Annotated in this window: 20 protein-coding genes; 14 read left to right on the forward strand and 6 right to left on the reverse strand. The window is 53.0% G+C overall.

Annotated elements, in window-relative coordinates; all coding sequences use genetic code 11:
* The first annotated feature begins 29 nt into the window (after positions 1-29).
* The 11 genes from MED297_RS22120 to MED297_RS13480 all read left to right on the forward strand — a co-directional run bounded on the left by MED297_RS22120 (position 30) and on the right by MED297_RS13480 (position 11175).
* Complete coding sequence (locus tag MED297_RS22120) at positions 30-413, forward strand: zinc ribbon domain-containing protein (RefSeq protein ID WP_154650942.1); 384 nt, start codon at positions 30-32, stop codon at positions 411-413.
* A 574-nt stretch (positions 414-987) separates the two neighbouring features.
* Entirely contained in the window at positions 988-1668 is a 681-nt protein-coding gene (locus MED297_RS13435; protein WP_154650943.1) for a P-loop NTPase family protein, read from the forward strand.
* A gap of 753 nt (positions 1669-2421) precedes the next feature.
* On the forward strand, positions 2422-3126 hold the full coding sequence (locus MED297_RS22735; RefSeq protein WP_237613446.1) for a methyl-accepting chemotaxis protein: 705 nt from the start codon (positions 2422-2424) through the stop codon (positions 3124-3126).
* Between the two features lie 17 nt (positions 3127-3143).
* Positions 3144-3512: a response regulator gene (locus MED297_RS13445; RefSeq protein WP_040557241.1), complete on the forward strand. Its 369-nt coding sequence runs from the start codon at positions 3144-3146 to the stop codon at positions 3510-3512.
* Positions 3513-3521: 9 nt separating this feature from the next.
* Positions 3522-3839, forward strand: a complete 318-nt coding sequence (locus MED297_RS13450) for an STAS domain-containing protein (protein ID WP_008045797.1) — start codon at positions 3522-3524, stop codon at positions 3837-3839.
* Complete coding sequence (locus MED297_RS13455) at positions 3836-6130, forward strand: chemotaxis protein CheA (RefSeq protein WP_008045801.1); 2295 nt, start codon at positions 3836-3838, stop codon at positions 6128-6130. Before MED297_RS13450 ends, MED297_RS13455 begins: the two co-directional genes overlap by 4 nt.
* Before the next feature lie 5 nt (positions 6131-6135).
* Positions 6136-8070, forward strand: coding sequence for a methyl-accepting chemotaxis protein (locus MED297_RS13460; protein WP_008045803.1), 1935 nt, complete (start codon positions 6136-6138; stop codon positions 8068-8070).
* 18 nt (positions 8071-8088) lie between these two features.
* A complete protein-coding gene (locus MED297_RS13465; RefSeq protein ID WP_008045804.1) occupies positions 8089-8661 on the forward strand; it encodes a chemotaxis protein CheW in 573 nt (190 codons plus the stop codon).
* A gap of 8 nt (positions 8662-8669) precedes the next feature.
* Positions 8670-9500 carry a CheR family methyltransferase gene (locus MED297_RS13470; RefSeq protein ID WP_008045806.1) on the forward strand — a complete coding sequence of 277 codons (831 nt, stop codon included), beginning with the start codon at positions 8670-8672 and terminating at the stop codon, positions 9498-9500.
* 23 nt (positions 9501-9523) lie between these two features.
* Positions 9524-10108 carry a chemotaxis protein CheD gene (locus MED297_RS13475; protein ID WP_154650964.1) on the forward strand — a complete coding sequence of 195 codons (585 nt, stop codon included), beginning with the start codon at positions 9524-9526 and terminating at the stop codon, positions 10106-10108.
* A complete protein-coding gene (locus MED297_RS13480) occupies positions 10105-11175 on the forward strand; it encodes a protein-glutamate methylesterase/protein-glutamine glutaminase (RefSeq protein ID WP_008045810.1) in 1071 nt (356 codons plus the stop codon). The genes MED297_RS13475 and MED297_RS13480 overlap by 4 nt, the downstream gene beginning before the upstream one ends.
* 41 nt (positions 11176-11216) lie before the next feature.
* Here the strand turns inward: MED297_RS13480 and MED297_RS13485 are convergent, their stop codons facing one another.
* The 4 genes from MED297_RS13485 to MED297_RS13500 form a co-directional block, all read right to left on the reverse strand.
* Positions 11217-11834, reverse strand: a complete 618-nt coding sequence (locus MED297_RS13485) for a YkgJ family cysteine cluster protein (RefSeq protein ID WP_008045812.1) — start codon at positions 11832-11834, stop codon at positions 11217-11219.
* 125 nt (positions 11835-11959) lie between these two features.
* Positions 11960-12724, reverse strand: a complete 765-nt coding sequence (locus tag MED297_RS13490; protein WP_008045815.1) for a helix-turn-helix domain-containing protein — start codon at positions 12722-12724, stop codon at positions 11960-11962.
* Positions 12725-12812: 88 nt separating this feature from the next.
* Positions 12813-16316 (reverse strand): discoidin domain-containing protein, encoded by a 3504-nt coding sequence (locus tag MED297_RS13495; RefSeq protein ID WP_008045816.1) that lies wholly within the window; start codon positions 16314-16316, stop codon positions 12813-12815.
* Positions 16317-16489: 173 nt separating this feature from the next.
* On the reverse strand, positions 16490-17755 hold the full coding sequence (locus MED297_RS13500) for an NAD(P)/FAD-dependent oxidoreductase (RefSeq protein ID WP_008045820.1): 1266 nt from the start codon (positions 17753-17755) through the stop codon (positions 16490-16492).
* A gap of 210 nt (positions 17756-17965) precedes the next feature.
* Between MED297_RS13500 and MED297_RS13505 the strand changes: the two genes are divergently transcribed.
* A complete protein-coding gene (locus MED297_RS13505) occupies positions 17966-19009 on the forward strand; it encodes a CNNM domain-containing protein (protein ID WP_008045825.1) in 1044 nt (347 codons plus the stop codon).
* A 36-nt stretch (positions 19010-19045) separates the two neighbouring features.
* On the opposite strand, the gene MED297_RS13510 is transcribed toward MED297_RS13505, so the two are convergent.
* Positions 19046-19861 (reverse strand): SDR family NAD(P)-dependent oxidoreductase, encoded by an 816-nt coding sequence (locus MED297_RS13510; RefSeq protein ID WP_008045828.1) that lies wholly within the window; start codon positions 19859-19861, stop codon positions 19046-19048.
* A 264-nt stretch (positions 19862-20125) separates the two neighbouring features.
* Between MED297_RS13510 and MED297_RS21395 the strand changes: the two genes are divergently transcribed.
* Positions 20126-20683, forward strand: a complete 558-nt coding sequence (locus tag MED297_RS21395) for a TetR/AcrR family transcriptional regulator (protein ID WP_008045830.1) — start codon at positions 20126-20128, stop codon at positions 20681-20683.
* A gap of 67 nt (positions 20684-20750) precedes the next feature.
* On the forward strand, positions 20751-21755 hold the full coding sequence (locus tag MED297_RS13520; protein ID WP_008045832.1) for a DUF4124 domain-containing protein: 1005 nt from the start codon (positions 20751-20753) through the stop codon (positions 21753-21755).
* 5 nt (positions 21756-21760) lie between these two features.
* Here MED297_RS13520 and MED297_RS13525 read toward each other — a convergent pair whose 3' ends face one another.
* A complete protein-coding gene (locus tag MED297_RS13525) occupies positions 21761-22432 on the reverse strand; it encodes a 2OG-Fe(II) oxygenase (RefSeq protein ID WP_008045833.1) in 672 nt (223 codons plus the stop codon).
* Positions 22433-22585 lie beyond the last annotated feature (153 nt).

Genomic DNA, 22585 nt, shown 5'->3' on the forward strand with positions numbered 1-22585 from the left:
CAACGGCGTCAACTTTTAGGTAATCACAAATGCTCGATCTTATACAAAGTCTTTATCACTCTAGAGAACTTAATAAACACAAAAGAGTACAGCGAGAAAAAGATAAATACCAGGATGTAAAAGCAGTTGATCTTCTGAGTAGAATTAACGAGTTAGAACAACGTCATGAACAACTTAAATTAACAACATTGGCATTGTGGTCTCTGTTGAGGGATCATTCAGGTTTACTGGAATCAGACTTAAAGAAATATGTCGAAAAATTAGACTTACTTGATGGACATAGAGACGGCAAATATTCCGACAATGAAACGCTTGAGTGCAATGGTTGTGGTCGAAAGATTCTGTCAAAGTCGTTGTCTTGCCCTTATTGCGGTGGCCGAGTGAATAGAAAGAATGCTTTTTCAGGTATATAAACGTTAACAAGATGCTGTTGCAAGTTTCTTGTTAAATAACTGCTTCGCGTAGGGCCAAGGAGTTTTCTCCTTTGTCGCTCACCTCAAAGTTGAACGTAAGGTGTGTATGAAGAAGGTCTTTCTCAGTAATTTGTTTTGGATTAATTTGCTGGTTTTGATCCTTCCAATTGCACTTCTTGTACCTTCAGTTCAGGGGTTGTTGGAGTCTAGTCCATATATTGCGATGTCATTACTGCTCGTAATAGGAGGTTCTAATTTTCTTGCAGTAATGCTAATTGTTTTTATTTTAAATGGAGCATATGGCAAATGGATAGCCATTTCGTCATTTGTATTGTGGGTTGTAGTCGCAAGCCAGGGTGTCATTGGCTTTTCTTTGTCGGTATTTGTTACTACGGGTTATTGGGTATACCAAAGGAAGTTCATTATTAGGTATAGCAGTGAGATGAGTGGTAAATCCGAGTCTACCTAACAAACCAAAGCTGTTCATACTCGCCATAAAACCGTACTTCGGCGGGCATTGGAGTCGCTACCACACGCCCCGAGAAATAAAAGCCTTTAGGGGGTAGGAGATTACGTGGACCTCATTCTAATCGAAGGGCTGCCGGGTAGCGGAAAAAGCACAATGGCAGAAACGCTGTTTAAGGCTGCTCAAGCTAGGGGAGTGCAGTCTAGTTGGTACTTAGAAGAATCAACAGATCATCCGGTACACCCCGTTGAACTTAAGAAAAGCAAGTACAGTACTGACTTCCCTGAACGTTGCCTGAGGAAATGGTCGTCATTTATCGCTGATAACAAAGATAAGGAGCACCTTTTCATCCTTGAGGGCAGTCTGTTTCAAAGTACTGTGCGTTTTATGTTGGAAGGTAAGAATGAGGAACTGGTTGCTGACTATTACAAGGCCTGCCAATCAATACTCTCGGCTGTGCATCCTAAGTTAATCTACTTGCGTCCTGTGGATGCGAAAGCTCACATTGAATGGGTTATGGCGTATCGAGGCGAAGAGTGGACGACCAAAGTTGCAGAGTATCTCGAAAAGACGCCTTATTGTGCTGATAAACATTGGCAAGGAGAAAACGGATTGCTCTCCTTTTGGTGCAAGTACGCGCTGCTTTGTGACTCACTTGCCGTACAAACAAGTATACCATACCACACTGTTAACGCAGGCTTTGGATACTTTGAACGTCAGTTTGATGAAGCCATGAGTCATATCCGCTCAGAAAAGGGGGTTGATAATCAGGTGCTAGGGGCTTGCTAACGCTGTGTATAAATGCCGCGAACCTCTAGCTCGGTTTCGGACACTTTGTTTCATGGGGACTCAGCCCGACCAGATCACTCTGTTACCGAACGTTAAGCTAAATAAAGCCGCACGGTTTTTTTATTGTGCTGAGTTATAACCAGCAACCATTTTCAGAAGCGTGAAACCTAAAGTTTTTAGCCGCAGATCACACTTTTTCTTTCAGATCATCGTTCGAAAAATTATCCCCTCAGGTTCCCTGACAACTCGCCGATAGCGGCTATAGTGAAAATGAAGCTTGTCAGGATGATGATATTGATGCCGAGTCAACTCAAAGTCGTCGCCGTCTACAGTTTGGCCGTGATAGGGGTGGTTTACGCCGCCGTGCAACAGCTTTGGCTGATGGTGGTGTTATTGGCGTTATTTGCGGTCGCCACAGGGTGGTTGTTGTGGAATGAAGCCCGCAAAGCAAAACACCTTTATGACTCCCGAGCTGAGCTTCAGGCGAAAGAAAGTCAGCATCGGTTCGATACCGAGGTCGCTCGGTTGGAAGCCATTATCGATAAGTTAACGCCAGTCTGGCAGCGGCACATCCAGTCGGTTGACGGTCAGTTAAATGACAGTATTGGTGCAATGACAACACAGTTCAGCACTCTGTCGGGTGAAATCGGATCGGTGATCAACTCGGACTACTTTTCAGAAAGCCATGGGTCACAACACAGCATCGACAGCGATAAAAAAATGCTGTCCGACTTGTTTAATGAACTGGCCGTCATGAACAAATCCAAGCAGGAACAACTGTCGCATCTGACCAACCTGGTTGAGCACACCAAAGACTTAAATACCTTAGCCAGCGACGTTCGGAAAATTGCAGAGCAGACCAACTTGCTGGCGTTGAATGCAGCCATTGAAGCCGCGCGTGCTGGTGAGTCCGGTCGCGGCTTTGCGGTGGTTGCTGACGAAGTCCGTTCGCTGTCGACGCAGTCCGACCAAACCGGTGAACGCATTACCGAGAAAATCACCGAACTGAACGATCGAATGTCGAAGTTTCATCAGCTCAGTAAAGAGTCCACCCAACAGGAAAGCGACGCCTTGGAGGGTGGCGAAATGACCCTGCAGCGCGTCATCGATAACCTGGAGGGGCGGGCTGCGGATATGCGGGAGCAGGGCATGAATATGGTGTCCATGGGCGAACGTGTTACTCAGGAAATACAGGAGATTCTGGTGGATTTTCAGTTTCAGGATCGGGCCAGCCAAATGTTGGGGCAGATTGTCACCAGCATGGACGAACTGCATGAACTGATTGAACAGCAGAAAACCGCTCGTCAAAACGGCGAAGCGCCACCGCCGATCGATGTGGATGTCCTGCTGGATACTATGAAAGAACGATACGTTGCGACCGAGCAACACCTTGAACACGGCGGTGAAGACGACACGCCGACGGATCATGCAGACAAAGGTTCCATTAGCTTCTTTTAACGCTTGAGGTGAGTTGTATGGCAAAACGAATATTAATCGTGGACGATTCCGCTTCCATCCGGCAGGTGGTTTCAATCGCCTTAAAGGGCGCCGGATACGATGTGGTTGACGCCAGTGACGGCAAAGATGCCCTGACCAAGCTGACCGGTGAGAAGTTCAACCTGATCATCAGTGACGTCAACATGCCGAATATGGATGGCATTACGTTCCTGAAGGAAGTGAAAAAACACCCCCGCTATAAGTTTACACCGGTCATCATGCTGACCACCGAAGCCGGTCAGGCAAAAATGGCTGAGGGCAAGGCCGCCGGTGCGAAAGCCTGGGTGGTTAAGCCCTTTCAGCCTGCCCAAATGCTGGATGCCGTGGCGAAGCTCTGCTCGCCGTAGGAGGAACGCATGAACGCTGCAGTCGAGGTGGAGGGCAAGCTCGTTAAGGTTACGCCGGGTGACGAACTGAACATCTATACGGCGAATGATCTGCGTGACGAACTGACCGAGCGATTACATGGCGTCAGTCAGGTCAGCGTTGATCTGGCACAGGTTTCAGAAATGGACAGCGCAGGTTACCAATGGTTGGTGGCGGTCAAAAATCTGGGGCCCCGTTATACCGTGTCTTTTGTGAAACTCAGTGAGCCGGTGAAAGATTTTCTGTCACTGCTTGGCGTCTTGTCTCAGTTTGATGGCAGTGCCTCTGAGGCGGAGGAGGACGCATGAGCGAAGAGTCCGTCCATCACATCTTCCAGACCGAGGCGGAAGAACTTCTGGTTGAAATGGAAGACGCGTTGCTGGCCCTGGAAGACGACCCAACGAACCAGGAACTGGTAAACTCTTTATTTCGCGCCATGCACACGATTAAAGGCGCCGCTGGCGTGTTCAACTTTAATCACATTACCGAGTTTACCCACCCGGTTGAAACCGAAGTCGACCTCATTCGACAGGGGCAGCGCACCGTCGACTCCAACCTGATTGCTACTCTGCTGAAAATTAAGGACCACACCTGGGCGCTGGTCGAATCCGCAGTTGATGGCGATGGCAGCCTGAGTAATGCGTTGTACGAAACCGGAGAGGCGTTACTGCAAGAGCTGCAGGGAGAGCGCAGCGTTGCTCCGGCCGCAAAGGCGAACACTGCAACGTCCTCAGTTGAACGCGCACCAGAATCGTCCACTTCCAACGGTCACAGCCGAGCGAACCCCATCGAGGAAATGTTTGCCCACGACTTTCACGACGATGACGAGCCGCCTGAAAGTGATGGCAGGATGGATAGTGATCAGTGGTTTATTTCATTGGATTTTCAGGCCGATGCGCTACGAAATGGTTTGGACCCGGCGTCGTTTATTTCGTACCTGTCCAATCTGGGAGACATCAATGACATCGTCACGCTGACGCATCGGGTACCCTCTCTGGAAAAGGCCGACTTTGAGTCCTGTTATCTGGGGTTTCGAATTGCCTTTGTCAGTCAGGCGAGCAAGGCCGACATCGAGGCTGTCTTTGAGTTTGCGTTAGACGATTGCACTGTCTCAATTTTGCCTCCACACAGTAAAGTCGCCACTTACCTGAAACAAATCGAAGACCTTCCGGAGCTGGAATCACTTCGCTTGGGAGACATCTTGCTGTCCATCGGCGCGGTGACGAAAGCGGAGTTGGAACGCGCCTTGAATCTTCAGTCATCGGATGAAAACGGGGCTACTGAAGAACGGAAGAAAATCGGTGAGTTGCTGGTTGAACAGAAAGTTATTGAACAACCGGTGATTGAGCGAGCGCTGAAAAAACAACAGAAGTCGCGTGAACAATCTCAAACCATCCGGGTGGATTCTAATAAACTGGGGCAACTCATTAATCTGGTGGGCGAGTTGGTGACCTCCAGCGCAGCGATGAAAATCGTGGTTGAACGCTATCACATGCGCGATGCTGACGAAGTTGTCGCGGGCATGGAGCACCTGGTCGAGGAAATTCGCGATCATGCCCTGCAACTGCGCATGGTGCAGATAGGCGATACATTCTCCCGATTTCGCCGTGTGACACGCGATGTCTCCAATGAGCTTGGAAAGAAAATCGATCTGGTGATCAGTGGTGGTGAATCCGAGCTCGATAAAACCGTCGTGGAAAAAATTAATGACCCGTTGACGCATCTGGTTCGCAACGCGCTGGATCACGGTATCGAGCTGCCTTCAGAGCGCTTGGCAGCGGGTAAGCCGGAGGCAGGCACCATCACCCTCAATGCCTTTCATGATTCCGGACACATTGTCATTGAAGTGATCGATGACGGCCGAGGGCTCGACCCTGAAAAAATCCAGGCGAAGGCAGAAAAGGTCGGCTTGATCGAACCGGGCGTAACCTTAAGTCGCGCCGAGATCTTCCGGTTGGTTTTCGAGCCGGGTCTCAGTACCAAAGAACAGGCCAGTAATCTTTCTGGCCGCGGTGTCGGTATGGATGTGGTACGACGAAACATCGAAGCGCTGCGCGGTTCGGTAGAGCTGGACAGTAACGTCGGCAAAGGAACACACATCACCATCAACCTGCCGCTCACCTTAGCCATCATCGATGGCTTTATGGTCGGTGCCGGGCATGAGCGCTACGTCATTCCGTTATCGATGGTTGAAGAGTGTGTCGAGTTTAATAACGGTGATTGGTATGAAGAAAAGGGGCAGAGCAACTTTATCAATCTTCGTGGTGAAGTGATGCCTTTTGTACGCCTGAGAACCTTCTTTCAGGTACCACAGCGGCAACAACGCCAGCACCGGGAATCGCTGGTGGTGGTGCGCATGGGCCGCCACAAAGCCGGCTTTGTGGTCGATCAACTCTTCGGTGAACAGCAAACGGTGATCAAACCACTCGGCGATATCTTCCAACACCTCAAAGGGGTCAGCGGCGCTACCATTCTGGGCACCGGTGACATCGCACTTATTCTGGATGTCCAGGGTCTGTTGACCCTGGCCGGGAATCAACACGCTCACCACAGTCAGGCAGTCGTGGGTTCAGAGGCGAACGAGCACACAGAAGGATAACTCTCATGTTTAAGAACCTTACTCTCAGTATGCAGATCACAGGCGGCTATGCCTTGGTGCTATTGTTGCTGGTGATCGTTTCGGTCTCGTCCTATGTTGGACTGACACGTGCCGTCACAGGTTTTGACGATTACCGCAATCTGGCACGGGACGCGAACCTGGCCGGTCGGATTCAAGCCAACATGTTGATCGTTGAAACCGAAGTGAACGCCTATATTTTTCAGGGCAATGAAGAAGCACGAACCAATTTCCAGACGCGGTATGAATTGTTGCGGGAGTTGGTCGAAGAGGCGCAGGAGGAAATTAATAATCCGGCGCGTGCCAAGCTGGTCGATGAAATTGACGAAGACTCTGTCGATTACCGAACCTACTTTAACCAGATTACCGGTTTAATTGACGATCGTGATCAGGAAGTGAATGACATTCTTGTGCCCATCGGTCAACGGCTGGTCACCGCCGTGTCTGAGATGATGCATTCTGCGTACTCAGACGGGGAGACTGACATAGCCTACCGTGCCGCCGATGTTCTCGAAGCTATATTGCGCGCTCGGTTGGCTGCATCGAAGTTTCTCGAAGACAATGAAAGATCGAACCTGGACAGCTCTTTGAGCTACCTCCAGGATGCCCGAGCTGTTCGTCTTGAATCGTTGCGCTCGTCAGTGTTTGACACCGCACGCCGGGCTCAGGTGGTCCAACTGGAAAATGATTTAAAAGCCTATGAGCAGGGGTTAAACAATGTCTTCGAGACCATCTCAGAACGCAATCGGCTGATTGAGGATGAACTCATCCGTATTGCCTCCGAAGTCTCCCATGAAACTGAGAATCTGAAACTGTCAGTTCAGGAAGATCAGGATACTCTGGGGCCGATTGTCGAACGGCAGAACGAGCAAACCGTCCTGACGGTCGTCATCGTTTCCGTGGCTGCGGTGATTGTCGGTCTGTTCCTGGCTTGGTTCCTGGTGCGTGTCATTAAGCGACCTTTAGGCGGTGAGCCACGCGATATGGAAACCATTGCGCGTCGTCTTGCCGAAGGTGACCTCAGCATGACGTTCGAAAACCGTGAAGGCGCCACCGGGGTTTACAAAGCCATGATGGAAATGGTCGACAGCCTCAGTTCGGTCATTGCCGGTGTTCGATCCGGCTCTGATAACCTGTCCAGCGCCTCACAACAGGTCAGCAGTACGGCACAGAGCCTCAGCCAGGGCGCGACCGAGCAGGCGTCCGGTGTCGAGGAAACCACCAGTGCGGTGGAAGAACTGAATGCCTCCGTTCAGCAGAACTCAGAAAATGCCAAAGTCACCAACGATATGGCCACCTCGGCTGCTGAAGAAGCCCGACAGGGCGGAGAAGCCGTTGACCAGACCGTGGCCGCTATGAAACAGATTGCCGATAAGATTGGTCTTATTGAGGACATTGCCTATAAAACCAACTTGTTGAGCTTGAATGCCGCCATTGAAGCGGCGCGTGCTGGTGAGCATGGTAAAGGCTTTACCGTTGTGGCGTCTGAGGTACGTAAGTTGGCGGAAAACAGCAGTATGACGGCGCAGGAAATCAACAAACTGGCGACAGAGAGCGTTGGCATCGCTGAAAACGCCGGACGGCTGATTTCCAACATCGTACCGAACATTCAGAAGACATCCGATCTGGTTCAGGAAATTACCTCATCGTCTGATGAACAGGCGATTGGTATTGCCCAAATCAATGACTCCATGTCTCAACTGGATAAGGCAACGCAACAGAATGCTTCCGCGTCGGAAGAACTGGCTGCGACGGCAGAAGAACTGAACGGACAGGCCAATCAGCTCTTGGAATCTGTCGAGTTCTTTAAACTCAGCCAGACGCAAACCGGTACACGCATGGCCTCACCAGCCAAGCCGGCCTCGTCTCGATCGGCGGGTGACTATTCGGCGCCGGACAGTAAAGACTTTGAGCGTTTTTAATCCGACGGGGAGTGTCGTATGAACGTATCATCAAAAGACGCCGGTCATCTGTCGGACACGGCTGACGTCAGTCAGTACCTGACTTTTCAGGCCGGTCAGGAAACACTGGCCATTGCGATACTGGATGTGAAAGAGATCATCGAAATTGAAGCCATTACCCGGGTTCCGATGATGCCGGATTTTATCTGCGGCATTATTAACCTTCGTGGCCAGGTGGTGCCGGTAATCGATTTGGCCCGGAGGCTTGGGCGCGACGCTTCGGTGACGACGAAAAAGTCCTGTATTGTGTTGGTGGAAGTGCATCACCAGGGCAGCAGTCAGTTCATTGGGATGATGGTAGACGAAGTGAACGAAATCCTTGAGATTGATGAGCAGCACACCCAGCCGCCCCCGGAGTTCGGTACGGATATCCGCACTGACTTTATTCAGGCGATGGGGCGCGTGGATGAACGATTTATCATCTTGCTGGATGTGAACCATGTATTGTCGGTGTCGGATATCAGCGCCTTGAGTCAGGTGGTTAAACAGGCGAAAGCCGAATCGCTGACGACACAGGATTCTGATTCCGGTGACGCATCAGATGCGTCTTAGAGTCACCGATGACCATGACCGCAAGGGTAAGCACCGGCCCGATCCTCCACGACCGTGACTTTCGCCGTGTTCAGAAACACCTGTATGAACACGCAGGCATTCATTTGTCGGACGGTAAAAAACCGTTGGTCGCCAGCCGCCTGTTGTCCCGGTTAAAAGCCTCCGGGCTGTCGACCTATGCTGATTATATTGACCACACACTGGATAATCCGGAGTCTGCCGAGCATCAGGCTCTGATCGACTCGCTGACGACCAATGAAACCTATTTTTTTCGTGAGCCCGAGCACTTTACTTTTCTGGAACAGCTGCTGGCCGAACACCGGAACAAAAAGCACTGGCGCATCTGGTCCGGAGCTTCATCCACCGGTGAAGAAATTTATTCGCTGGCCATGGTGCTGGCGGATCATCTGGGTTTAAACGGTCAATGGGAAGTGGTGGGAACGGACCTAAGCCACAAAGTCATTGCCGAAGCGGTGCGCGGTCACTATCCAATGTCACGGCACGAAGGCATTAGTTTGCAACGGTTAAAACGCTATTGCCTGAAAGGTGTCGGGCCGCAGGAAGGCACGTTGCTGATCGACGATGCATTGAAGCGGCATGTGCGTTTTTCCATTCGAAACCTGATGCAATCGACACGCAGTGAAGAACGGTACGACATCATTTTTTTACGCAATGTCATGATCTATTTTAATAACGCATCCAAACAAACGGTACTGAACAATGTACTGCGTCAACTGAAAGTTGGCGGCTACTTTTTTATTTCGCACACTGAGTCGTTAATGAACACCACGCATCGGCTCGAACCGGTTAAATCATCCATCTATCGGCTGACTGAATGAAGCTTCCCGAGCACTTCCGATCGATGAGTATGACCACCATTGCCGCCGGTGAACATTTTGTCACCCGGCGCAAGGAAGTGGTGAAAACCCTGTTGGGCTCCTGTGTGGCAGTGTGTCTGTTTGATCCGAAAAACCGGGTGATCGGGATGAACCATTTCCTGTTGCCGGCCGATCGGGTTCGGGCCGATGAAGTCATGGCGACGCGGGCCGGTTTTTACGGGATCAATGCTATGGAGTTGTTGATCAATGCTATGCTGAAAAAACAAGCGGAGCGTCGGTTTATGCAGGCTAAAGTGTTTGGTGGAGGCAATGTGCTGAAACCCAAAGATGGTTTGAACCAAGCCTATGAAATCGGCCGCATTAACATTGAGTTTGTCCGTGAGTTTTTGCAACGGGAACATTTGCCGATTGTCACCGAAGATGTGGGCGGGCAACACGGCCGGGTCATCTATTTTGATGCCACCGATTATTCGGTGTACCGAAGTTTAATCGATTCGACGCAGGAACGTACGGTTCGAGTCCGTGAAACACAGTTGCTGCATCGTGCTGAAGAACAAGTCAAACAAGAGGGGGATAACGTGCAGATCTGGAATGAGGATGACGTATGATCAACGTTGCGATTGTTGATGATTCCGCCGTTGTTCGTCAGGTATTAACGCATTTGATTTCCGACGCGCCGGATATCCATCTGCTCGGTGCCGCTCGTGATCCGATTTTTGCAATGAAACTGTTCGAGAAACAATGGCCCGATGTGATCATTCTCGACATCGAAATGCCCCGAATGGATGGCATTACCTTTCTCAAAAAAGTGATGGCCGAACATCCGACCCCGGTGGTGATTTGTTCAACGCTCACGGACAACGGTGCGTCCGTCACCATGGAAGCGATGTCTTCGGGGGCGGTCGACATCATCACCAAACCAAAGGCGGGCCTCAAAGGCTTCCTTGAAGAGTCAAAGAGCCGCCTGTTGCAGGCGATTCGCGCGGCAGGCAAAGCGCGCGTGCGGAAAATGCGACTCAGTGGCGGCACGCAGAGCCCCATGCCGGTCACGCCGAAGTATACGGCGGATCAGGTCATTCCAGCGTCGACCAAAGCCATGGATGAAACCACCGACCGGGTCGTGGCCTTGGGTACATCGACCGGTGGCACGCACGCCCTTGAACAGGTGCTGACCCGGTTGCCGGTCACGACCACAGGTATTGTGGTCGTGCAGCACATGCCGGAACAGTTCACGTCGGCCTTTGCTGAGCGCCTGAACGGACTGTGCGCAATGCGGGTGAAAGAAGCTGAACAAAACGATCGCGTCATTCCTGGTCAAGTGCTCATTGCCAATGGTGGTAAACACATGATGTTGCATCGCAGTGGAGCTCAGTATCGGGTCCAGCTGAAAGACGGTCCGTTGGTCAGCCGGCATCGTCCGTCGGTGGATGTACTGTTTCGATCGGTCGCTACCTCAGCAGGTAAAAACGCATTGGGTATTATCATGACCGGAATGGGCGACGACGGCGCTAAAGGGTTACTGGAAATGCGTCAGGCGGGCGCTCGCACCTTTGCGCAGGATGAAGCCAGTTGTGTGGTTTATGGTATGCCTCGAGAAGCAATGAAGATTGGTGCTGCCGGCGGCGAGTTGGCCTTGGATGATGTGCCCAGGGAAATCCAGCGGTTTTCCGGTTGAGTACGGCGGGCCTCAGGTTCTGCAAGCCGTGACGGAAACCATTACCGAACCGGATAAGACTCGACCAGCGTCGCAATGATCGACTGTGGATCGTCAGTGTCCGACGTTAAAAAGGTTTCATGCACTCTGACTGCCAGTGCCGCGCGCTGACTGGCAGCCGGTGGCACATAGCCATCAGGGAACGATTGCGCATGGCCGTTTAAAAACTCCATGGCAGACTTTATAGCGGCGGCGCTTCGCCGGCTCTGATCGTTTGCGTAAGAAAACTCCCAGGCGTCGATGCGTTCAGCCATGACGTCACTTTCGTCCTGGGTTTCAGCGCCTGTCGCGGCCAATACCCGGCAGTCGTATTGGCGGCAGGTTTCCGGCCGGTCCGGATAAATGCTGCAGCCACCGTCGATAAACATCGGGCAATGACCCTGCTCGTTATACCCCAGTAAATCAAACCCCTCAGGCAGTCCCGGTGCGGGAAACAGCAAATTGTCGGGGATACGAGTGCGGGCGGCGTTATCGGTTGGCCGAACCAAAATAAATTTGGATGACGTACAACAGCCCACACATTCACCACAGGGCACGTTGCCCGACTGCCGGCCTTTCATGGTGTCGATGAAGTCTTTCAGCCATTGAGAAAACTCTCCGGCGTTGATTTGAGTCTTCATATCGCCTCCTGGCTGCTCGATGGGTTGTCCTTTGATGCTTTTTACGGGATTTCTTAGCCATCCTGACGCCTTAACTGCGACGTGTCTACTTATGGAAATGCAAGCGTCACCATGGAGGCTGTTGGCTATCTGGTCAGATGACGATACTCGAGGGGCGCCATGTCGTGTGTTTTGCGAAACGCGCGAATGAAGCCGCTTTCACTTTGATATCCGCACATATAGGCAATCCATTTCACCGGTTTGGACGAGTTTTTCAGATAGTCTTCTGCCCGGCGCAGGCGCAGTCGTTTCAGATATTGATAGGGAGGGATGCCAAACTCCTGATGGAACAGGTAGTTGAGCTGGTTTGTCGTAAGACCAAAATTGACAGCAATGCTTTCGGTACTGAGTGATTCGCGAATATTCACGTTCAGAAAATTCAGAATGCCGTCCAGCCGTGAACGGACGTTTTGCTGGGCTTCGTTGGCAGGTACCAGGTGCAATCGACAGGCGCTGTATAGGTAGTGGCAGTAAGTTAACGAATCGTAGCGGCAGCGTTGCAGACAATGTAGGGCATCGTCAGCAAACTGTTGTGGCGTGAGTGGCCCGCTCCAGCGAAAAACGGACCCGTCTTCTGAGCGCTGGGGTTCTTTGATCAGAAACGACAGAACAATGCATTCGTAAGGCGTGCCTTGATCATCACTGTGGATGGTTTTATCACCTTCATGCATCCAGATGACATCACCCGACGTGACCGGGATGGATTGTCCATCTTGTTCCAGAATGGCCCGACCCGATAAGATGATCTCAAATTCTTCATGGTTGGGTTTGATGGTTCGTGAGGCAAAACGCTGATTGCCGGTGCGAAACGGCATCAGCGCCCAGAGCCCAATCACGTTGCTGGTCGACAAGGGTCCATCTCCATCAATGAAAATGAAACCTTGCCACAGTCGCTAAAAAACCGGAACCCGAAATGGGTTCCGTTCAGAGGGTAAGGCGTTAAAAGCCCGTCGCGCTGATTTCAAAAATTGAATAGCCCCACAGGTTTCCGTCACTGCGTTGAAGCAGGTTCAGGCGTACATAGCGTGCCTGTTCATCCAGTTTGAACTGATCACTCCTGTTACCGAACTGGCCACCGTTTTTTAACGCGCTCAGGTTCCAGTTAACACCGTCGGTGGAGACCAGTACTTCATACTGAGCCGCGTTGGCCGCTTCCCAATCGATACTCAATGACATCAGCGTTTTAACCGCACCTAAATCCACCTGGAACCATTGGCCATCATTCTGATGAGTGCTTTCCCAGCGTGTGCCACCGTTGTTGTCGATAGCAAAGTCGGCGGTCTGTAATGACGTGGATGCACTGGCACTGGTGAACATGAGCGGGGCTTCGACGGGGTCAGGTGTCGAACCATCGGCCGGCTCACCATAGACTTCCCATTCATAGACGGAGTAGCCCCACAGGTTTCCGTCGCTGCGCTGGTCGTTGCTCAGTTTCAGATACCGGTACTGACCGGAAAGCGGGAACGCATCGGTACGGGCGCCAAAAGCCCCGTCGCGGTGTGTATAGAGCGTGGTCCAGGTTTGGCCATCTGCGGAACCCTGCACCCGATACTCAGCCGCGTTGGCCGCTTCCCAATGCAACTCACTGTGGCTCAGGGACATGGCATGGCCGAAGTCCAAAACCACCTCAGCGGTGGCCACATCAAATGCCGACTCCCAGCGTGTGGCCGGATCGGTGTCGTTGATCAACGTGACCGGTTGAATCGCTGACGAGGTCGTCACGGTCGCGCCAGGTGCCACGTTCGTTGGGTTCGGATCGGTGGGACCATTGCCGCTGGTAAAGCTGATGGCAATGGTATGGTTGGCGTCGATGTTGTTGAAGGTGTATTGGTCGACCGCTCCGACGGACACACCATCAATCAAAACGTCCGCAATCGATTCTCCCTCGGCCGGTGTGAACGTATAGGTTGCGCTGTCGTCTTGACTATTGGAATAACGCACGCCACTGGCCGGTGTCACACGGCCGTTGCCGTCGAGCGGTAACACATAGATACGGTAGGGCTTGTGGTCGATGGCCATCAGCTGGACATCGGTGACTTCAACAAGACCGCCTGCCGGTGGCCGGAAGAAAAACTCAAAATCCCGTTCACCCATTGGCGGCGTTTGCTGGAACTGATTAAAAGATTCGTACACCCCGTCGGTGGAGCTGGGGGTCCAATCCATTAAGGTTTGACCGTCGCCGAAGTTGACTTTGAACTGATCCAGGCTGCGCTCAGGTGAGTTGTCACCGGCGATTAAGACTTCTTTCACTTCAAAGAATTCGGGAATGCGAACCGAAACCGACAAATCCTGGCCCTCAGATTGACCGTCATTGCCGCTGGCGCGAGTGTCGAGAGAGCCATCTACGGCACGGCTGGCGACGCCCCACCAGTCGGTTTCCCAGCCATCACTGACGCTGACGAGATTGGTCGCATCCATGGCGGCAACCAACGGTTCACCGGTGCCCAGATAGTCGGTTCGTCGCAGGACGACGTTATCAAGGGTCAGCCCTTCGGTGCCTAAGTTGCCCATCAGAAACGCCAGCCGACCACTGCTGTTCATGCCGGCGTAATCGAAAACAAACTGATAGGTTTGCGGTGTTGTGCTCAGACTGAGGGTTTCTTTCAGCGACGTCATCGCCGGTGAGGGGTTGAGGTCGTCTTGCGAGACGCGCACCACCAGGTCGCGATTGGCACTGGCGTGTGCGTCGAAACTGAGTTCATAGCGGTAGTCTCGCTCCAGCGTAAAGCCGTTTTGGTGGAGTTGTACGGAACCTTCATCGGCACCAGCGTCGGTCAATGTCATTGTTAACGCGCCGTTGTCGGCGGTGAATACCGGGTCCGCGCCGTTGAAGCTTTCGGTATTCCAGCTTTGCAGGGCGTCGCTGAAGTCGCCGTTGTTCAGTACGGTGGTATTCGGATCCTGCTCGACGGTCCCGGCGGGCATTGGGTACTGGTCGGGAACATCTTCGAAGGCTTTGAACTCCAGTAGCCAAATCGGGTTGGCTTTGTCGATACGCCCTTTGGTGACCAGCTTCAGATGTCGGTAGGTTTTATTGATGGTCATGGTGTGTGTTGACCAGATCGCTGCTGACTGTTCTCGGGTGGTGACCAGCTCCCAATCACCGCCGTCGGTTTTGCCGTAAATGTCATAAGCGGCGGGAAGGTTCCAACCCCATTCAATCCACAGGTAATCGATGTTTTTGTTAGCACCGTAATCGATGTCGATCCAATGCAGCTCATCGTCGGCGGGGGTGGACCATTTTGAGCCGACATAGCCATCGGCGGCATTGTCCGGCCCGTTACTGCGATAGTCGTCGGGATAACCATTGTCTTCCCAGGCATCACCGGTGACCGAGACAGGGGCCAGCCAGCCGCGCAGGTTGTAGAAGCCACGGGTGTTGTTGCTGTCGCGGAAGAAACTGTACTTTGAATTGTCGACATACTTGGCCGTGGGTTCGCTATCCGGTAACGGCCAATGGGCGACATAATCCACCAGGAAGTCGGTGCCTTCGCGACCTATGTTGGCAGCCATGCCATCGACATCGATGTACTCGTACTGGCGGATGCCCTGTTCATCGACATAAGAGCTGCCCGTAGCGTTGGCGACGTTCGGGTCCGTCGACCACTTCAGGTAGTGGCCCACATCCGGCCATTCCACATGACTGATGGCGTGGTTCAGAATCATGCGCATAGGGGTTACGTACGGCCATGGCTGATCGTCGCCCTGGTTGTCACGGGAAAAGGTTTGGGTCAGCTGACCGTTGACGTACCACTCAACTTTGTCTGGCGTTTTGATCACGCCGTAGGTGTTGTAGCTGTTGCTTGGATAGGGAATGCCCAGGTTCTGATACGACAGTCCAACGCCGCCATGAACGGTATAGGGTGCGGTCCAAAAGGTTTGTGGCAGCAGGTCCGGGTTGGCGCCGGTAAACTCGACGATGTCCAGTTCCTGACAGGCGGTCCAGCCGACGTCCGGGTAATTGCCCAGCAGCCACCACGCCGGAAATTCCGCATGACGTGCCGGCGGCATCTTAAGGCGGGCTTCAAATTTGCCGTAGGTGAAGGTGGTGTCGTCGGTGATCTGAGATTCTATGCGTCCGGAACGAATGAACAGCGGTTTGCCGTCTTTGTTGTAGAGGTCCTGTATCTCGCCATCCATGAACCGGGCTTTGAGATTCAGCGCGGCCCCATCGAGCGCTCCGATGTCGGGTTGGCCGCTGCGAATGGTCCAGTCCGGGCTGGGGTATTCAACATCCTGGTAATCAATGTCTTCGCCATTAACGAAAATGTCGGACTCGACTTTCCACACATTGCGATTCAGCGTGGGGCTGTCGAAGTGATCGACGAAATCGGTGTTGATGTTTGGGTTGGCCCAGTAGGGGTCGTTATAGTCCAGCGCGTTGGTCGAGGCGGCGCTGGATAGCAGAATCGCCGCCCCTAATAAGCTGATGTGATGGTTCATAACTGCTCCATTATTATCGTTGTCAGAAGAGTCTGATGATTGAGTGCGTCGGTATCGATCGAGCACGAGCCATGGAGTCTATCAAGGCGAAAACCGCGCAATGGCGGTTAATCTATGACCAAAACGGCAGATGATTGACCAAAACTGGAAAAGGTTGCCCTCGCGTGGAAGGCTTAAGCGAAACGGTCGAAACGAAATGGCGACAGGTCGACGGACGGTCTCTGATCCAAAACGAGTTCGCTTAAGAGCACACCGGTGGCGGCGCTTTGGGTCATGCCCAGATGACCGTGACCAAACGCCATGGCAAGTCCGGGTAAGGTCGGATGTCGGGCAATGATGGGCTTGGAATCCGGAAACGACGGTCGAAACCCGAGCCAATGATGTGATGGTGTGAGGTCGAGACCCGGTAACAGATTGTTAAGGCGCTTGTGTTTACGTTGGATCAGTCGGTAATCGGGCGGTGCATCGAGCCCGGCAAATTCTTCGCCGGTGGTCATCCGCAGACCTTCGGCCATTGGCGAGACAACAAACTGCTCTTCGACATGCATGATCGGACGCGTCAGTGCATCCGTGACCGGCATCATCAGGTGGTAGCCGCGCTCGGTTTCCAGTGGCACCTGTTCCCCCAGCGTTGCCAGCAGGCGCTGTGAATAAGCGCCGGCACACAGACATACCTGCGCATGAGACAAGGAGCCTTGATCCGTCTGTACGGTGACGCCATGTTCGCCTGCTTGCAAACTCTGAACCTGGGCCCGGTGAAATGTGGCTCCGTTTGTTCGCAGATGCTCGGCCAACCGATTAAGGAGATGATGAGGCTGACGAACCCGAAGCGAGTCGGTTTGTAAAAAACCATGTTTAATTCGGGTTCCAACGGCAGGTTCCAGATCGCGGACTTCATCCCCGGTCAGGCTTTGCCAGCCAAGACCCGCCTCATCGAGTGCGGCTGTTTGCGCCATCTGTCCGTTAAAAGCCGCGTCGCTCTCGAACAATTTAAGCCAGCCCGTGGGTTCAACCAGATCGTTCAGGCGGTGTTGCCTGACCACTGCCTGCCAGCTTTTTTTGGCGTGACCATTCAGTGACAGGGTGGCTCTGGCATTGGCATCCGCACGAGTTGGATGAGACTCTTTCAGGAATGCCCACAACCAGGGTGCCGCAGTTGGCAGGTAGCGCCAGTTCAGCTTAAGCACCGAATTTGGATCAAACAGACCGTGCAGGCCTTCTTTCCAGATGCCCGGTTCTGCGACCGGACGATAAGAGGCAAACGACAGCACACCGGCATTGCCATAGGAGGCCTGGTCAACATCGCCGGGCAGGGTCCGGTCAACGAGGTGAACGTCGCGTCCGGCCTGTTGCAGATGCAGTGCAGTCATCAGGCCGATGATGCCTGCACCGATGATCAGGTGTGTGTCTTTGTGCGTGGCGCTCGGCTGGCTTGGCATGCCGTATCTCCATTGATCAGGCCCTAACAGGCTGCTAGACCCAAGGTAGGCTGTCAAGGTTTCAGCGTTGTTGGGTGGCACAGGAGACGTTGGCGGGGGTTCTGACTCGCGTTCGACCACGGCTGGTTTTTACGAAGCCTTGATCCGGAAAAGGTGCATTCGCGCCTGGCAATCCGTAAAGTAGAACCAGATTCTCAATGGAAACTCAGAATGAGCTTGCTGTTTCTTTACCTTGCCATTGCTATCGGCGTGTCTTTCTTGTGTTCAATCTTAGAAGCGGTTTTGCTGTCGGTGACGCCCAGCTATGTCGAGTCACTCAAGACCGACCAACCAGCCAAGGCGAAACGTCTGGTTCTGGTGAAGCAGCGTCTCGATGAAAGTCTCTCAAGTATCCTGATCCTAAATACCTTTGCGCACACCATGGGTGCCGCCGGGGTGGGCTCGCAGGCGCTTCAGGTGTTTGGTCCGGAGTGGGAAACGCTGATTGCTGTCGTGCTGACATTGGTCATTCTCTATTTTTCCGAGATTATTCCGAAAACGCTGGGTGCGACCTACTGGCGCGGCCTGGCACCTACAGCGGCACTGATCATCGGCTGGTTGACCAAGTTGGTGTATCCCTTGGTCTGGACCGCAACCCGGTTAACGAAGCTGTTTGGTAAAAGCGAGCAGAATGAAATCACCCGCGAAGAAATCATTGCCCTGGCGTCACTCGGCCATAAAGACGGGACGCTGTTCCGGCAGGAAAACACCTATCTGCATAACCTGCTCAGTCTGCGGGATGTGAAAACCGAACAGATTCTGACACCGCGTTCTGTGGTGCACATGCTGCAAGCCGATTTAACCGTGACCGAAGCACTGAATGCCTCGCAAACCGCTCAGTTTACCCGCATACCGGTTTACCGCACCGATATTGATGACATCGTTGGTAAAGTCATTCGCGCGGATTTGTTTGAAGCCGAGCGAAACGGGCACGGCGATCAACGCATTGGCGATCTGGTGAAAGGTCTCTTCCGTGTGTCGGAAAAGTTGCCCGTGCAGAGCCTTATTGACTTGTTCATCCGGCAGAAAGCCCACCTGTTTCTGGTCGAAGATGAGTTCGGGCAGACGGTAGGTGTGGTGTCCCTGGAGGACGCTATCGAGACGCTGTTGGGCCGGGAAATTGTTGATGAGAGGGACACCGTAGAAGACCTTCAGGAACTGGCCCGAACCCGCTATCGGGATCGCTTACGAGAGGAAAAACAGCGGGGACAGTGATCCCCGCGTTGCGTAGCAGCCTGTTTAAGAAGTCTGCTAATCGAGCTTGATGAATTTCTGCATTTGTTTCTGCATAAAGCGGGTCGCCCGAACCGGGGCCAGTCGGTAGAACCGATCCATGAAACGTGAATCCTTGCCGATGAATACGCGCGGCCGGTTGGATTCAATCGCCTCGATCATCTGTCGGGCGGCGTCGGCTGGCATAGTGCCTTTGGGTGCGCCTTTCGGCGGGTTCGCGGCGTCTTCACCGTCACGTTTCACGCCCGAGTTTTCGGTGATGTTGGTCATGATCGCACCCGGAAAAACGACCGTTACACCGACGTTGGTATCCACCAACTCTGCATACAGACCTTCGGTCAATAACTTCAGTGCGGCCTTGCTGGCACCGTAAACCACCTGGCCCGGTACTGGAAAGAAGCCGCCCATCGAGCTGACGTTCAGAATGTGTGCCTGCGGCCGCTCCAGTAAGTCGGGCAAGGTGGCCTGTATCAGGTTCAACGGCCCGTAAAAGTTAATATTCATCACGCGTTCAATGGTTGCCTGATCCAGGTTTTTTACGCGGATGAACGGTTGAATGATACCGGCGTTGTTGATGATGCCGTCGATTTGACCATGCTGTTGGCGAATCTCATCCACAACCGCAATGACGGCGTCTTTATCAGCAATATTAACCGTATGTGTGCTCAGCCCATCGGCCTGCTCTCCTGCCAGGCGGCGGGTTTCCGCCAGTGCTTCTTCATTGATGTCCAGGCCGGCGACCCGGGCACCGAGCGCCAACAGTTGAAGGGTCAGTTCCCGGCCGATACCGTTGCCGGCGCCGGTAACGATCAGGGTTTTGGATGCAATGTTCATAGTGGACTCCAGTCATGACAAAAAAGCGACGTACCCCACTCCGGACGGCACAGACACCGACGTTGTTCAGCGGTCTGATTTGCTAACCCCGGGGCAGAATGTCAAAACGTTTATCGAGTGGTGAAAGACGTTCTGAAGCCTTTCGCCAGTGTTGGACGATAATTCTGTTAAGACTCTATAAACTATCGACAGCAAAGTAAAAACACTGACAAAAGCCCCAATGTGTAAAGGGTTTTGGGAGCTCAGACGAGAGGGTGACGGCATATGAAGTCTTTAAACCGAACATCACGGCGTAGCGTTGAGTTGATTGAATCGGCCATGCTGAACCTATTGCAGGAATCCTCATTTAACAAGATCCGCGTCGCTCAGATTTGCCAGCGGGCAGGCGTCAGCCGGCCCACTTTTTACGCGCACTTTGCTGATAAAACCGATGTGCTTGCCCGTCATATCGCGATGCAGTTGGAGCCGGTGGCACTGGCACTTCAACAGGTTCCTGTGGGTCGTTCAGAGTTAGCCGCGCGTGAGGTAATCCGGGTGTTCTTTGCGACCTGGCAGCGTTGGCATGACGATTTTGAAATGTACCAGCACAACCATCTTATCGATCTGGTGAAAGCGTATTACCTGCAAATTCAGTTTGAGTTTTACGAACATAAACCGGAGTTGAATACTCAGTTTACCCGGTCGCAGGCGGAAACCATGTTTGCCTACTTTACCGGTGGTTTGTTTTCGGTGCTGGAATGGTGGATTGAACAGGGACAGGATTTGTCGGTTGAGCAAATCACTGATCGGGTCTTGTCGCTGCTTCCTGTGGGCGAATCCTGAGACGACTGTGACGCAACGGCGGTTGTGGCATACTGCCGGATACCTCAAGCCACCCGGAATGTTAAGGATGAACATGCAAACCCGGTATTTTTTGATTGGTCTCATGAGCTGGTGCAGTCTTGTGAGCGCCGATGAAGGACCTTTGACCGATGCTGTCTATGAACAACTGATGGCTGAAATCTGTGCAGCCAACACCGAACCTGTGAGGCGTCAGACGACTCAGGTCTTCAGCTGGACCGACGAAAACGGTCAGGTCCATTTTGGTGATCGGCCTCCGCAAGCGGTCGACGCCCAGGTCGAAACGCTGACCGGTCAGAGAGATTACTTTGATCTGACCATTGAGTTTGCCGACGGTCCGACTCAACCTGAGCTGGCCAATTCTCTGGAAGTGAACGGTCGGGCCATTGCGCAGGCGATGGCTCGATTGGTGCCCAAAGGTCAGATGACCAAGTCCGACGTGCAAATGCACGTCTTTGTGTCACGTTCGGGTTTCCGGTCTTATCAACGGCAAAAGGCGCCTGCGCTCTCACCCCAGACGGTCGGGTTCTATTCGGCACTCGACAACAGTGTGGCCGTCTGGCACAGCCAGAACCCGGACCTGACCCGAGAGATTGCGTTACATGAGGCCACTCATGTGTTTCAGGTTCGCAACATGGGCATGTTGCCCGCCTGGCTGGTAGAAGGCATGGCCAGTTATTTCGAAAAGCTGACGGTCAGTGGCCAGAGCAAGCAGGTGGTCGTTTCAGAGCAGTGGTTGGGCTGGTTCCGATATTCCGGTCAGGTGTTGAGCGTTGAAGACTTACTGGTGGCTCAGTACCAGCACTGGCAGGGACCGCAGGGGGCGGCCTATTACGCAGGGTCCTGGGCGTTGGTGTATTTCCTGATGCAGTCTGAGCACCGGGCCATCATGGAACAGTATCTGACATTGGTCAGTGCGGAGAAATGCGACGATACGCCACCGTCCGAGACACTGGCGTTTTTCAATCAGGCTTACCCCGGTGGCATCGCGACGCTGCAGACCGATCTTTTAGCCTGGTTAGCCGGCCCGCACCGGGTACCCAACTATCATTAGCCCGATTAACGGGGCGGGTCGATGCGACCATTGAGGCTGGTGTTGACGCGATACCAGCCGGCAATGGAGTAACGATCCCGTTTGGCCGGACGCACCTCATGCGGAAACTCTTCACTGAGAAAAATTGCCAGCGTACCGAATCCCGGTGTGACCTGGATGCCCTCGATGTCCGTCTCGCTCTGGTACAGAACCATTTCACCGCCGTCATCGATATGCCAATCCGGATTCAGATAAGTCACGACGGTTAAGATCCGATTCGCCTCGCCACGAAAGGCGTCCATATGGCGCTTGTAAAAATCGCCGGGTCGATAGTGCGCATAGTGACTTTCAAACGAAAATAGCCCCATGAACAGACGTTGGTTCAGGTAGCGCTGCAGACGCCCTGTCCAATTCAGCCAGGTTTGTGCCGCCTGTGACTCGCCTCGAATCCAGCAGATGGTGTCTGTGCGGACGAAGTCGTTGGTCAGGTAATCGTCCTTGCGACCAATACCGGCGCGTTGGAACTCATCGTCTCGCGTTTGATGCAGGTCGAGCAGCAACTCGTCGGCCATGGCCAAGGGTAAGGCGTTGGGTTGAATGCTGAAACCGCGATGGGTCAAGTCGTCGGCAATGCGCGCGAACAACGCTTCATCGTCGAACCCGTCGTTGGATGACGAGAGCGGTAACGATGTAATCATAGGCAGGGGTTTCTCTGTGATAAAACCTTTCACGACGTGTGCGAAGGCGGACAGGCTATATAGCGTGCTCCGCATTTCCGGGCAAGCATTTTTATCTCTGCAAACGTAAATTTATGGGGCTTATAGCCGATTCGGCTTTTGCGTTTGATTTAT

It is taken from the genome of Reinekea blandensis MED297, assembly GCF_000153185.1.
GTDB lineage: Bacteria > Pseudomonadota > Gammaproteobacteria > Pseudomonadales > Natronospirillaceae > Reinekea > Reinekea blandensis.